Origin of the sequence: Amycolatopsis sp. NBRC 101858 (assembly GCF_030269325.1) — a bacterium.
Taxonomy (GTDB): domain Bacteria; phylum Actinomycetota; class Actinomycetes; order Mycobacteriales; family Pseudonocardiaceae; genus Amycolatopsis; species Amycolatopsis ponsaeliensis.
In genome coordinates, this window is record NZ_BSTD01000001.1 from 388514 (window position 1) to 402124 (window position 13611).

The following is a 13611-nucleotide window of genomic DNA, read 5'->3' on the forward strand; positions in this document are numbered from 1 at the left end:
ACCCGCGTCACTCGGCGACGGTTTCCCGCGCCCCCACCGGTCTTGATCCGGTCCACACCGCATCGACCACCGGGGAGCACTCCATGTCCACCCAGTCCACCGCCGTCGTCACCGGGGCCGGTCGCGGCTTCGGGCGTGCCATCGCCGCCGCGCTCGTTGCCGGCGGGCGCACCGTTGTCGGCGTCGCGCGCAGCGAATCCGAACTCGACGCCGTGCGCGGCGAACTCGGGAAAGCCTTCGTCCCCGTCGCCGCCGACGCGACCGACGATGCCCTCGCCGAAAGCGTCCTGCGCGAGCACCGTCCCGGCCTGCTGATCCTCAACGCCGGAGCCGTGCCGCACATGGCGCCCGTGCACGAACAGACCTGGGAGACCTTCAGCCGCAACTGGCACGTCGATACCCGGCACGTCTTCGCCTGGACGCGCGCCGCACTGCGGGAACCGCTCGAAACCGGCGGGGTCGTCGTCTCGATGTCGAGCGGGGCGGCCATCGGCGGGTCGCCGCTCAGTGGTGGGTACGCCAGTGCGAAAGCCGCGATCCGGTACCTGCGCGCGTACGCCGCCGAGGAGTCGGAACGCGCCGGGCTCGGCCTCCGGTTCGCCACGCTCCTGCCGCAGCTGACCCCGCTCACCGGCCTCGGCTCGGCGGGCGTCGACGGGTACGCCGCGCGCACCGGGCTCGACCGCGACACGTTCGTCAAGAACATGGAATCGGTCCTGACGCCGGAGCAGGTCGCCAAGGCCGTCCTCGAAGTCGTCGACGGCGACGCCGCGGAATACCAGGTCAGCGGCACCGGGCTGCGTACGCTCTGACTGCCATGCCCGACTTCGCCACCGAGACCGAGCCCTTCCGGCCCGAGCTGCTCGCCCACTGCTACCGCCTGCTCGGCTCGATCCACGACGCCGAGGACCTCGTGCAGGAGACGTACCTGCGCGCGTGGCGGGCCTTCGGCGGGTTCGAGGGCCGGTCTTCGGTGCGGCGCTGGCTGTACAAGATCGCCACCACGGCCTGCCTGACGGCGCTCGAGTCCCGGGCCCGGCGGCCGCTGCCGTCGGGCCTGGGCGCGCCGGCCGACGACCACCGGGTGGCCGTGGCCGCCGCGGACCCCTCGGTGCCCTGGCTCCAGCCGATTCCCGACGCGCTGCTCGACCCGGCGGCGGTCGTGGCCGGCCGCGCCGGCGTGCGGCTGGCGTTCATCGCCGCGCTGCAACTGCTGCCCGCCCGGCAGCGGGCCGTGCTGACCCTGCGCGACGTGCTGGCGTTCCGCACCGGCGAGGTCGCCGAGCTGCTCGGCACGACCCCGGCGGCGGTCGACAGCGCGCTGCGCCGGGCCCGCGGCCGGCTCGCCGAGGCGGGGCCGGTGGCGGCGGACCTGGCGGAGCCGGCCGGGCAGGGTCCCCTGCTCGACCGCTACGTCGACGCGTTCGTCCGCGCCGACCCGGGCGCGCTGGTGACGTTGCTGCGCGCCGACGTCGAGCTGGAGATGCCGCCGATCCCGACGTGGTTCACCGGCCGGGACGCGGTCGCCGGGTTCTTGAGCCGCCGCGTCCTGCGCCCGGGAGCCTGGCGGCTGGTGCCGTCACGCGCGAACGGCCAGCCGGCCCTGCTCGAGTACGCGGCCACCGGCGACGGCCGGTTCGAGGCCCACGGCGTCCAGGTCCTGACGCTGACCGGCACCCGGATCGCCCGGATCACGGCGTTCAACGACGCCTCGCTGGTACCGGTGTTCGGCGCGCACGCCGTGCTCGGGCCGGTCTAGGACCGCCCGTCCGCCGAGCTCATCCGCTTCGTGAACCGCGCCGCGACGTCGCGCAGCTTCGTGTTCGTGTTCTGCGACTCGACGATCAGGCGCTGCATCGCCGCGTCCTCGCTCACCCGGTGGATCAGCATCAGCATCCCCTTGGCCTGCTCGATCACCGCGCGCGTCTCCATCGCGTGCCGGAGCTCGTCGGCGAGGAGGCGGGCCTCCCGGTAGCGGCGGGTCAGCCGCAGGACGGTCTCCACGCACAACGTGAACAGCCGCAGCACCTTCGTGTCGAACTCGTGGTAGCCGTGCGCGCCGAAGCCGAACAGCGTGATCGCGCCGACCAGCGTGTCGTCCACCCGCAGCGGGACCGCCAGGTAGCTGCCCACGCCGAGTTCCTTGGCCGCGAGGACGAACTCGGGCCACCGCTCGCCCGTGTCACCGACCGCGACCCGCACGACCTCGCCCGTCAGCGCCGCGAGCAGGCCGGGACCGTCACCCGCCGCGTACTGGACGTCGTCGATGCGCCGGGCGCGCTCGTCGGTGAAGGCCGCCGTCTGGGTCGCGCCGTCGCGGACCACCACGATGCTCGCCAGGTCCGCGTCGGGCACCACCCGCACCGCCTCGCCGCAGACCGCGTCGAGCAGCCCGGGCGTGTCGGACACCGATTCGAGGACCCCGACGAGATCGGCCAGGACCACGTTCAGCTCGTCGACCCGCTCCGCCATGCCGTCGCCAGTGGTCGGCACCGCCCACCCCTCCCCATGCGTCAAGCGGCGAGCCATGGGAAAGAGCCCGCCAGCAGCGTCAACCGAGACCACCGCTGGCGTTTCAACGGGTCCGCGAGAACTCTACCGGCCGTGGGTCCGAAAGCCGTGAAGGCCTCACGCCTGGCTTACCGGGTGACGGCCTGCCAGCGCTGGTTCGGCCCGTTCGTCGGCCGGTAGAGGCCGATGCGGGCGCCGTCTTCACGCGACTCGCCCGTGACGTCGAGCAGCTGCCCGTCCGCCGCGTTGACGAACGTCCACGTCCCGTCGCCCGTGGTCGACAGCGTCCACTGCGCCGCCGCGCCGGTCGTTCCGGCCGGGGCCGGCGTCACCGCGCCGCCCGCCGTGCTGAGCACTTGGCCCGTGCCGACGTTGGTGACCGTGAACCGGTCGCGGTTGCCGTAGCGGCCCGTGCGGTCGGTCAGCGTCCAGCGCTGCGCGGCCGCCGCTGGGTCCGTCGTGCGCTGGACCAGCGAGCCACCCTCCGCCGACAGGGACTTGCCGCTCTGCACGCCGGTGAACGTGACCGGCTTGCCCGAGCCGAGCCCGGTGCCCGCGGCCGTCGACGAGACGCCGTCGACCAGGAAGGTCGTCACCGAACGCGCCGGGACCCGCAGCGTCGCGCGGGCCGACGTCACCCGCACCGGCTTGCCCCGCTTCAACGCTCCGGTGACGTCGGTGACGACCGGCGTCACCGAAGAGCCGGGCCGGACGCACCCGAACCCGGTCAGGTCCAGCGTGACGTCCTGCTCCGCCGTCCCCGAGTTGACGTGGACCACCGAAGACAGGGCTTCGCCGCGCATCGCGGCCGTCGACGCGGTGTCGTCCGAAGCGATCAGCCGGTCACCCGGCCGGATGTAGTGGGTGAAGTTCCGCATCGTGTCGAACTTCGTGTTCGTCCGGATCGGACAGTCCGAAGTGGTGCAGCCGAACGGCACCTGGATCTCGCCCCAGTTCATCCCGGCCGCGGACTCCCCGCCGGGCTTCATGTTGTCGTAGTCCTCGATCGGCTGCCAGCTCACCCACGCGCTCGGTTCGAGCAGGCGCAGGTCGTCGGTGATCTGGCCGGCCAGCCCGAGCCCCGGGTCCATGCTGGTGAAGTCCTGCCGATCGAGCCAGCTGCCGCCGACCTCGCTCATCCACAACGGCTTCGACGCGCCCTTGGCGATGTCGCGCGGGATCGGCCGGTTGCCGGTGCCGTAGGTGTGCACGTTCAGCCGCCCGGCGGCTGCCCGTGCCGGCGACGACCAGCCGTTCCAGTCCGCGGCGAAGATGTCCGGGTTGGTTTCGTCGGGCGCGGAAACCACCTTCCCGGGCAGTGCCGCGGCCATCGCCGGGATCAGCTGCGACTGGACCGACGGGCCGATGTGCGCGCCCTCCTGCCGCCCGCCGGTCGGGTTGCCGTCGGCGCCGAGGGTCGTCTTCCAGTAGCTGGTGTTGGGCTCGTTCAGCGGGTTCACCGACGAGAACCTGATGCCGTGCGCGCGTTCCAGCGTCCGCACCACCTGCGCCAGGTACGCCGTGAAGTCGCCGATCTTGTCCGGGCGCAGCTGCTCGTCGGTCGCGCTGAAGCCACCGGAGACGTACCCCGACACGGTCTGGAAGTACGGCGGCGAGTTGCTGAACGCCTCCCACTTCGTGACGCGGTTCTTGATGCGGTCCACCCACCAGCGCTGGTTCGGGTCCGCGGCGGCGTCGAACTCCGCGGGATCCCCGGGCGTCCACCAGTCCTTGTCGGCGCGGGTCGTCCCGGCCGGCGCCTTCCACCAGCCCGGCACCGCGCCACCCGGACGCAGGTACGCCGGGACGTCCGGGGCGTTGCCACCGCCGATGTTGAAGCGCGCGATGTTCAGGTTCAGCCCGTCGGCGCCGAAGACGAGGTCGGCCAGCTTGGTCCGCACCGCGTCGGGGTAGCCGCCGGTCGCCTCGGCCATCCACGCCAGGCTCGAGCCCCAGCCTTCGAACGGCTGCTGCCGGTAGGCCGGGTCGGGTCTCACGGTCACTGCCATCGCAGCGGACGCCGATGCGGCCAGCACCCCGGCCGCGACCAGGGGTACACAAAGGACGGTGAGCAAGCGGTTCATCGTCGAACTGCCCTTCGCTTCCGGTGGGGACTTCCTCAGGCTTCGGTGTGTCCCAGCAGCGGCCGCGGCACGAACCGGGCCACCGGGTCGAGCATCGTGTCCAGTTCGAGCACGACGAGGTCGTTGCCCCCCGCGCGGACGACCGGGCCCGGCACGTACAACGTCCGCTGCGGCCCGCGCCGCCAGTACCGGCCGAGCGGGAACCCGTTGAGCCACGCGAGGCCCTTGCCCCACTCCCCGGTGTCGAGGAACAGGTCCGCGGACTCCTCGGCCTCGAAGGACGCATGCAGCAGCACCGGGCCGGCGATCGGCCTCTCCACAGTGGACTCCGCGACCGGCGCGGGCAGCGCGTCCAGGTCGAGCGGCAGCACGTCCCAGCCGGCCAGCGGCTCACCGTGCAGCGCCGCGCCGCCGATGATGCCCTTCGCCTCGCCGATCCGCGGACCGTAGTCGACGCGGCCCTGGTCCTCGACCAGTACGAGCAGCTCGCCGTTCGCCCGCGGCAGCGCGACCGCGCGCTCGTGGTGCTCACGCAGCAGCGTGCCGACCGGGTCGCCGTCGAAGAACACCGTCGCGCGGTCGCGGACCTCGCCGAACGTCAGGACGCCCGGCCGGTCGCCCGAAACGGTCGTGCGCAGCAGGGCGAGCCGCGGCATCGGCGTCAGGTCGTCGAACGCGGGCAGCTCCTCGTGGAACTCCCAGGTGCCCCAGCGGTCCGGGGCGTCGAGCAGCCGGACGGGGTCGCGCAGCACCGACTCGAACGCCGGCGCGGGCCGGGCCGGCGGCGGAACGGAGTCCGGCACCTTGTGGTAACGCGCGATCACGTCCCGGAAGGCGTGGTACTTCGGCGTCGGGTCGCCGGCTTCGTCCAGGGGCGCGTCGTAGTCGTAGGACGTGACCAGCGGCTGGTAGACGCCCTTGTCGTTCGCGCCGCTGGTGAGCCCGAAGTTGGTGCCGCCGTGGAACATGTACAGGTTGACCGACGCGCCCGCGGCGAGCAGCGCGTCGAGCTCGGCCGCCGCGTCCGCCGCCGACGTCGTGTGGTGGTGCGCGCCCCAGTGGTCGAACCAGCCGTTCCAGAACTCGCTGCACATCAGCGGGCCGGTGGGCTGGTGCGCACGCAGGATCGCCAGGCGCGCCTCGGCGTTCGAGCCGAAGGACGCGGTGCGGTGCAGCCCCTCCAGGCTGCCCGCTTCGAGCATGTCCGGCTGGTCCACTGTGGTCAGTGGCACGGTGATCCCGCACGCGCGCGTGTGCTCGGCCAGCGCGCGCAGGTAGCGCTTGTCGTCGCCGAACGCGCCGTACTCGTTCTCGATCTGGACGAGCAGTACCGGCCCGCCGCGGTCGACCTGGTGCGGGGCCACGACTTCGTAGACGCGCGTGAGGTATTCGCGCACCGCGTCCAGGTACTTCGGCTCGTACCGGCGGACCCCGACCGACGGGTCGCGGAACAGCCACGCCGGCAGGCCGCCGTTGTCCCACTCCGCGCAGATGTACGGGCCGGGCCGCACGATCGCGGACATCCCGGCGTCGGCGACGAGCCGCAGGAACCGGTCGAGGTCGAGCCCGCCGGACAGGGCGAACTCGCCCGGCGACGGGGCGTGCGCGTTCCACGGGACGTACGTCTCGATGGTGTTCAGGCCCATCCGCCGGGCCTTGTCGATCCGGTCGGCCCACAGGTCCGGGTGCACGCGGAAGTAGTGCAGGGCACCGGAAAGGATCCGGAACGGCCGGCCGTCGAGCAGGAAGTCGGTCTCCCCGATCGCGAACTCAGGCATGGCCGCCCGCCTCCGGGCACAGCTGGAGCACGGTCCAGGACAGGGGTGGCAGTGTCACGGTGATGGTCGTCCCCCCGGGGTCGGCCGTCACGGCGGCGCCGGGCAAGGGCACCGGCCGGACCGGTTGTGAGTCGGCGGTGTTGACGGTGTGCCGCGTCCCGCCGTCGGGCGTGGTCAGGGTTTCGGCGGCGTACACGCCGTACCGCGCGCCGCGCAGGCGCAGGCGGACCTCGGTCGGCGATGCCGTGGCCCGGTTGGTGAGGAACACCGCGCCGCGCCCGCACTCCCCGGCGGTCGCGGCGACGTCGACGAGGTCGACCTCGCCGTGCTGGGCGGTGCGCAGGCGCTCGCCCTCGACGCCCAGGCGCAGGCTGACCCCGCTCGCCAGCGCGGCCACCTGCCGGAACGGGTGGAACGTCGTCTGCCGCCAGGCCGGGCCGCCCGGTTCGGTGCGGATCGGCGCGATGACGTTGACCAGCTGCGCCTGGTTGGCCATGGTGACGCGGTCGACGTTGCGCAGCAGGGAGCTCAGCAGCGAGCCGACGACGACCGCGTCGGTGACGGTGTAGTCGTCCTCGATGATCCGCGGGTGCTCCCGCCAGCCGCCCTCGGCGAGCCGCGCCTGGTCGACCTCGTTCCAGCGGCGCAGGTCCCAGACGTTCCACTCGTCGACGCTGATCCCGATCTTCTTGTCCAAGCCCAGCTCGGCGAGCGTCTCGTCGATGATCCCCGCGGTGGTCCGGATGAAGCGGTCCAGCGCGGCGCCGCTGGCGAGGTAGCTGTCGGTGTCGCCGTGCAGCTCCTGGTAGTAGGCGTGCAGCGAGATGTGGTCGACCAGCTCGGCGGTGTGGCGCAGCACCGTGCGTTCCCACTCGCCGAACGTCGGCATGTCGGCGTGGGAGCTGCCGGCCACGACCAGTTCGACGTCCGGGTCGATCATCCGCATCAGCCGCGCGGCCTCGGCGGCCAGGCGGCCGTACTCGCCCGCCGTCTTGTGGCCGATCTGCCACGGCCCGTCCATCTCGTTGCCGAGGCACCACAGCTTGAAGCCGAACGGGCGGTCGGCGCCGTTCGCGCGCCGCCGCTCGCTCAGTTCCGTGCCGCCGGCGTGGTTGCAGTACTCCAGGACGTCGGCGGCCTCCTGGATGCCGCGGGTGCCGAGGTTGACCGCGTACATCACCTCGGTGCCCGCGGCTTCGGCCCACGCCGCGAATTCGTGCAGGCCGAAGCGGTTCGTCTCGACGCTGTGCCAGGACGGATCGAGCCGGACCGGGCGCTCCGGCCCCACCCCGTCCTCCCAGCGGTACGCGGAGACGAAGTTGCCGCCGGGGTAGCGGACCACGGTCGGCCCGAGCTCCCGGACCAGCTCCAGCACGTCGCCGCGAAAGCCGCGATCGTCCGCAGTGGCGTGCCCGGGCTCGTACAGTCCCGTGTAGACGGACCGGCCCATGTGCTCGGCGAACGAGCCGAACAGGCGACGCGGGACCGGGCCGATCACGTCGCCCGCGTCGCCTTCGATGTGGACGGTCATCCGGCGCTGACCGTGAAGCCCTGCTGGTTGCCGTAGTCGACGATCGCCTGCTGCCAGGCCGCCAGCCCGGCGTCGAGCCCGGTGGCGTTCAGGTAGGCCTTGCCCGCGGTGTCGCTGAAGATGCTGTTGGCGTAGGTCTGGTACGGCAGGTAGGTCCAGCCCTGGGAGACGTCCTTCGACGCCTGGGTCAGCACCTCGTTGATCTTCTGCCCGCCGAAGTACGGCGCGGCCTGGCCGACGAACGCCGGCGAGGTCAGGTCCGCCGTCGTGGCCGGGAAGCCGCCGCTCTCGATGAACGGCTTGACGCCGCCGTCGTGGTTGAGCCAGCGCACGAACGCGGCGGCCAGCGCCGGGTTGCCGCTCTGCTTCAGCACCGACTGCGTGCTGCCGCCGTTTTCCGCGGTGACCGCCTGCTGCCCGTCGTAGGTCGGCATCGGCGCCACCGCCCACTTGCCGCTGCCACCGGGCACCGACGAGGTGAAGTTGCCCGGCATCCAGGCGCCGGTGACCAGGGACGCGATGGTGCCGTCGCCGAGCGCGCGGAACCAGTCGTCGGACCACTCCTTGACCGGGGCGAGCAGCTTGCCCTGGACGAGCTGGTCCCACTTCGCGGTCCACTTCTTGGTGCCCGCGTCGGCGAGGTTGACCTTGACGTTCCGGCCGTCGACGCCGAACGGGTGCCCGCCCGCCTGCCAGATCATGCTCAGCACGAACCCGGGGTCGCCGGTGTCGGACGTGATGTACTTGGTGGGGTCGGCGGCGTGCAGCTTCTTGGCCGCGGCGATGTACTCGTCCCACGTCTTCGGCACGGCGATGGCGTTCTTGTCGAAGACTTCCTTGTTGTAGAACAATGCCATCGGCCCGGAGTCCTGCGGCAGGCCGTAGAGCCCGTTGCCGCTCTTCACCTGCGCCCACGTCGACGGGCTGTAGTCCTTTTCGAACGAACCGAAGCCGTACTGGTCCAGGTTGACCAGTGAATCGGTCAGCGCGAACTGCGGGAGGGCGTAGTACTCGATCTGCACGACGTCCGGGCCGCCGGTGCCGGCCTTGATCGCGTTCTGCAGCTTGGTGTACTCGTCCTTGTTCGTCCCGGCGTTGACGTAGTTCACCTTGACGTTCGGGTACGCCTTCTCGAACGCGGCGACCTGGTCCTTCGCCGAGGGCGTCCAGCTCCAGTACGTGATCGAGCCGCCCGCCTTGAGCGCGGCGTCGACGGAGTCCTGGGTGCCGGTGGCGGCCGCGGGCCCGGACGAGCTCCCGGACGAGCAGCCGACCGCGAGGGCGGCGGCGAGTGCCACGGCGGCGAACGCCTTGGCACGACTGCGGATGCGTGACATCGAGTGTCCCTTCACGACGGTGTGACGGCTCATTGCTTGACACTCCCCGCGCTCAGCCCCGATTGCCAGAACCGTTGCATGAACAGGAAAGCGATGACGAGGGGGATGATGGTGAGCAGCGACCCGGTGAGCACCAGGTTGAAGATCGGCTGCGCACCGGCGCCGTTGGCCTGCGCGCTCCACTGGTTGAGCCCGACGGTCAGCGGGTACCACTTCGGTTCGCTGAGCATGATCAGCGGCAGGAAGTAGTTGTTCCAGGTCTGCACCATCGTGAACAACGCGACCGTGACGATCCCGGGGGCCAGCTGGCGCAGCGTCACGGTGAAGAAGATCCGGAGCTCCCCCGCGCCGTCGATCCGCGCCGCCTCCATCAGCTCGTCCGGGATGGCGTCGGCGGCGTAGACCCAGATCAGGTAGAGGCCGAACGGGCTGATCAGCGACGGGATGATGACCGACAGCGGCGTGTTCGTCAGCCCGAGCTTGCTGAACATCAGGAACGTCGGCACGGCGAGCGCCGTCGTGGGGACGGCCACGGCGCCGAGGACGATCGCGAACACCGCCCGGCGGCCGGGGAAGCGGTACTTGGCCAGGCCGTACCCGGCCGCGGTGGCGAGGATCGTCGCGCCGCCCGCGCCGACCACGACGTACAGCAGGGTGTTGCCCAGCCAGCGGAAGAAGATCCCGTTGTTGTAGGTGAACGTCTGGCCGATGTTGTCGAAGAGCGCGAACGGGCCACCGAAGGACAGGCCCGACGTCGAGAACAGCGCCGGCTGGCTCTTGGCGGCGTTGATCACCAGCCACACCAGCGGGATGAGGGTGTAGACCAGGTACAGGGCCATGACGGCCGTGAGCGTGCGCGACTTGCGCGGCCGCGTCACCGAGAGCGTGGCCACGTCACATCCCCTTCCGGGAGCCGCGCAGCTGCACGACGTAGGCGATGACCGCGGTGATCACGCCCATCACGATCGCGACCGTGGCGGAGTAGTTGTACTGCTGGCCGGCGAAGGAGAGGTTGTAGGCGTACATGTTGGGTGTGTAGAAGGTGCCGATGACGTTCGGCACCAGGTTGCGCATGATGTTCGGCTCGTTGAACAGCTGGAAGCTGCCGATGATCGAGAAGATCGTGGCGATCACGATGGCGCCGCGGATCGCGGGGAGCTTGACCGACCGGATCACGCGGAACGCGCCGGCGCCGTCGATCGCGGCCGCCTCGAACAGCTCGGTGGGGATCACCTTCAGCGCGGAGTAGAAGATCAGCATGTTGTAGCCGACGAACTCCCAGGTGACGACGTTGCCGATCGAGGTGAGCAGCCAGTTCTGCGACAGCGGTTGCACGGCGTCGGTGCCGAGCAGGTGGTTGAGGTCCGCGGCCAGTCCGAAGTGGTCGCCGTAGATGAAGCCCCACATCAGCGTGGCGACCACGGCGGGCACCGCGTACGGCAGGAAGATCACGATCCGGAAGAACCCGGCGGCGTGCAGCCGGGCGCTGTCGATCGCCAGGGCCGCGACCAGCGCGAGCAGCAGCATGATCGGCACCTGCACGGCGAGGAACACCAGGACCCGCCGGAAGGACTCCCAGAACTTCGGGTCGCCGAGCACCTGCGCGTAGTTGTCGGCGCCGACGAACACCGTGCCACCGAAGAAGGCCTGGTCACGGAAGAGGCTGAGCACGAAGGCGTAGACGACCGGCGCGATGAAGGTTAGCGCGAACACCAGCATGAAGGGAGCGACGAAGAGCCAGCCTCGCCAGTGCCGCCGCGGGCGGCGGGCCGGCGGCGCCGAGCGCGCCGGCACCGGGACGGGCGGAGCCGCTGTGGACGTCATCGTCTTCTCCGCATGTTTACGTCAACATGGACGGCTCGGAGAGTAACGTGTTGACGTAAACATGTCCAGGACACCGAGGAGTCACCCGTGACGGCAGCATCCCCCCGCCGTGGACCGTCGATGGCGGACGTCGCGCGCGAGGCGGGCGTGTCCGGCCAGACGGTGTCCCGCGTCGCGAACGGCAAGACCAATGTGGACGACGCGACCCGCGAGCGCGTCCTCGCCGCGATGCGCCGGATCGGCTACCGCCCCAACAGCGCGGCCCGGGCGTTGCGCAACGGCAAGTTCCGCAGCATCGGCGTGATCATTTCGGCGCTCCCGACGTTCGGCAACAGCCGCACGCTCGACGCCATCGCGGCGGCGGTAGTGCCGGAGGGGTTCTCGATCATCCTGATGCCGGTGACGCGCCCGACGCAGGGCGAGGTGACGGGCGCGTTCAGCAAGCTGAACGAGCAGGCGGTCGACGGCGTGATCATCCTGATCGAACAGCACCAGCTCGACCAGAGCGAGATCGAGCTGCCGCACGGGCTCCCGGTGGTGGTGATCGATTCCAGCGCGCGCTACGACTACCCGGTGGTCGACACGGACCAGGCCGACGGCGCGGCAACGGCGACCCGCCACCTGCTGGAGCTGGGGCACGCGACGGTGTGGCACATCGCGGGACCCCCGCAGTCGTATTCGGCCGAGCGCCGCCGCAAGTCGTGGCGAGCGACGTTGGAGCTGGCGGGAGCCTTCGTCCCCCCGGCACTGGTCGGCGACTGGTCCCCGGCATCGGGGTACGAAGCGGGGTTGGAGCTGGCGGCCGACCCGTCGGTGACGGCGGTGTTCGCGGCGAACGACCAGATGGCGCTGGGGTTGTTGCGGGCACTGCACGAGACGGGGCGCCGAGTGCCGGAGGAGGTGAGCGTGGTCGGGTTCGACGACATGGAGGAGTCGGCGTGCTTCTGGCCCCCGCTGACGACGATCCGCCAGTCGTTCGAGGCGGTCGGCCACCACGCGGTTTCGGCGCTGCTGGCGGAGATCGAGACGGGCGGGGAGGCGGGCGAGCCGGTGACGGTGCCGACGGAGCTGGTCCTCCGTTCGAGCACGGCACCTCCGCCTGCCTGACCTCGCGGAGCTCGGCGGCGCGGCAAACTGTCGGTGCCCACCGGTAACGTAGAGAACGGGGGGCGCCCCTGCGGCGAGGGCATTCGCAACCGCCGGCCGGCAGGTGAGCCGAACCTCCAGCTACGCAACCCGACTCCCCACGCACGCGAGCCGCCCCTCCCGGCACACCAGCCGACCCGCTGGGTACGCGAGCCGAACCCCGGTACGTGACCCGACTCTCCAGGTACGCGAGTCGACTCCCAAGTACGCGAGTCGGCCCGCCAGACACGCCAACCAGCCCAACAGGACGCGCGACGCACCCTCCCGGCAAAGCCGGCCGGCCCGACAGCCATGCCAGTCGACCCACCTGCCACGTGAGCCGACCCTCCAGGTACGCAACCCGACTCCCCAGGCACGCGAGCCGACTCCCCCGGACCCGCCAGCCGACTTGCCCCGTTTCAGCCAGGGCGCCGCCGCGGCCGAAAGTTCTCGTTTGAGCGCGCGGGGCCGCGGGCATTCCTGGCCACCAAGCCGGATCCCCCGGTATCGCGAATGTCGCAGTGGTGTGGACCATTCGGCCCACCGCCGCAGAAACGAGGCGTCATGCTCGCCATCCTCGCCGCCGTGCTCTTCGGGCTCGCCCTGCTCATGGAGCTGGCCGGGTTCGGCCTGGGCCCGATCATCACCACCGGCACGCTGACCACCGCCGGCCTGCTGTGCGTCGCGCTGCACCTGGCCGGGGTCGCCACCGATCGGTCGCGGTTCAGCCGCAGCCGTCGGCGTCGCTAGCTCGCCGCGGACTCCTGCGCGCGCTGCAGCACCTGGGTGAACACCTCGGGCGACTGGGCGCCGGCGACGCCGAACCGCTGGTCGATCACGAAGAACGGCACCCCGGTCGCGCCGAGCGCCCGCGCCTGTTCGCCGTCCGCCGCGACTTCGGCTTCGTAGGCGTCCGACTCGAGCACCGCGCGGGCCTCGGTGGCGTCGAGCCCGGCTTCGGCCGCCAGCTCCACCAGCGAGTCGCGGTCGAACAGTGACCGCCGCTCGGTGAAGTGCGCCCGGTAGAACCGGTCGACGACGGCGTCGGCCAGCCCGCGCTCGCCGGCCAGGTGCACCAGGCGGTGGCCGTCGACGGTGTTTCCCATGTGGACGCCGTCGAGGTGGTACTCGAGACCGTCGGCGGCCGCGCGCTGTTCCATCTGCGCTTCCATCGCGTCGGCTTCCTCGAGCGTCCGGCCGTACTTTTCGGACAGCACCTCGCGCGTCGGCCGGGACGTCCCTCGCGGGAACGACGGGTCGAGCTGGAACGAGTGGTGCACGACCTCGACGTCGGCGCCGAGTTCGGCGACCGCCTGCTCGAAGCGGCGCTTGCCGAGATAGCACCAGGGACAGACGAGATCGGACCAGATGTCTACGCGCACACCACCACGCTAACCGCGCGGTGGCACGCACTTCAAAGT

At 71.2% G+C, this 13611-nt stretch carries 12 protein-coding genes; 4 read left to right on the forward strand and 8 right to left on the reverse strand.

Annotated elements, in window-relative coordinates; translation table 11 throughout:
• Nucleotides 1-83: 83 nt before the first annotated feature.
• The gene (locus QSK39_RS01775; RefSeq protein ID WP_285475908.1) at nt 84-812 is read left to right on the forward strand and encodes an SDR family oxidoreductase; all 729 of its coding nucleotides are present in this window, start codon (nt 84-86) and stop codon (nt 810-812) included.
• Nucleotides 813-817: 5 nt separating this feature from the next.
• Entirely contained in the window at nt 818-1759 is a 942-nt protein-coding gene (locus QSK39_RS01780; protein ID WP_285475909.1) for an RNA polymerase subunit sigma-70, read from the forward strand.
• Here QSK39_RS01780 and QSK39_RS01785 read toward each other — a convergent pair.
• The 7 genes from QSK39_RS01785 to QSK39_RS01815 form a co-directional block, all read right to left on the reverse strand.
• Nucleotides 1756-2472: an ANTAR domain-containing response regulator gene (locus tag QSK39_RS01785; RefSeq protein ID WP_285477898.1), complete on the reverse strand. Its 717-nt coding sequence runs from the start codon at nt 2470-2472 to the stop codon at nt 1756-1758. The two genes, QSK39_RS01780 and QSK39_RS01785, sit on opposite strands and share 4 nt — an antisense overlap.
• Nucleotides 2473-2639: 167 nt before the next feature.
• Complete coding sequence (locus QSK39_RS01790) at nt 2640-4595, reverse strand: RICIN domain-containing protein (RefSeq protein WP_285475910.1); 1956 nt, start codon at nt 4593-4595, stop codon at nt 2640-2642.
• 35 nt (nt 4596-4630) lie between these two features.
• Nucleotides 4631-6373, reverse strand: a complete 1743-nt coding sequence (locus QSK39_RS01795) for a glycoside hydrolase family 35 protein (RefSeq protein ID WP_285475911.1) — start codon at nt 6371-6373, stop codon at nt 4631-4633.
• On the reverse strand, nt 6366-7904 hold the full coding sequence (locus QSK39_RS01800; protein ID WP_285475912.1) for an alpha-N-arabinofuranosidase: 1539 nt from the start codon (nt 7902-7904) through the stop codon (nt 6366-6368). Before QSK39_RS01800 ends, QSK39_RS01795 begins: the two co-directional genes overlap by 8 nt.
• Nucleotides 7901-9241, reverse strand: a complete 1341-nt coding sequence (locus tag QSK39_RS01805; RefSeq protein ID WP_285475913.1) for an ABC transporter substrate-binding protein — start codon at nt 9239-9241, stop codon at nt 7901-7903. The genes QSK39_RS01800 and QSK39_RS01805 overlap by 4 nt, the downstream gene beginning before the upstream one ends.
• 29 nt (nt 9242-9270) lie before the next feature.
• The gene (locus QSK39_RS01810; protein WP_285475914.1) at nt 9271-10134 is read right to left on the reverse strand and encodes a carbohydrate ABC transporter permease; all 864 of its coding nucleotides are present in this window, start codon (nt 10132-10134) and stop codon (nt 9271-9273) included.
• Nucleotide 10135: 1 nt separating this feature from the next.
• On the reverse strand, nt 10136-11065 hold the full coding sequence (locus QSK39_RS01815) for a carbohydrate ABC transporter permease (protein WP_285475915.1): 930 nt from the start codon (nt 11063-11065) through the stop codon (nt 10136-10138).
• Between the two features lie 120 nt (nt 11066-11185).
• Here QSK39_RS01815 and QSK39_RS01820 point away from each other — a divergent pair, with 120 nt between their 5' ends.
• The gene (locus QSK39_RS01820) at nt 11186-12172 is read left to right on the forward strand and encodes a LacI family DNA-binding transcriptional regulator (protein ID WP_285477899.1); all 987 of its coding nucleotides are present in this window, start codon (nt 11186-11188) and stop codon (nt 12170-12172) included.
• Between the two features lie 582 nt (nt 12173-12754).
• Nucleotides 12755-12940: a hypothetical protein gene (locus tag QSK39_RS01825; protein WP_155541559.1), complete on the forward strand. Its 186-nt coding sequence runs from the start codon at nt 12755-12757 to the stop codon at nt 12938-12940.
• Here the strand turns inward: QSK39_RS01825 and QSK39_RS01830 are convergent.
• Complete coding sequence (locus QSK39_RS01830; protein ID WP_285477900.1) at nt 12937-13560, reverse strand: DsbA family oxidoreductase; 624 nt, start codon at nt 13558-13560, stop codon at nt 12937-12939. The two genes, QSK39_RS01825 and QSK39_RS01830, sit on opposite strands and share 4 nt — an antisense overlap.
• Nucleotides 13561-13611 lie beyond the last annotated feature (51 nt).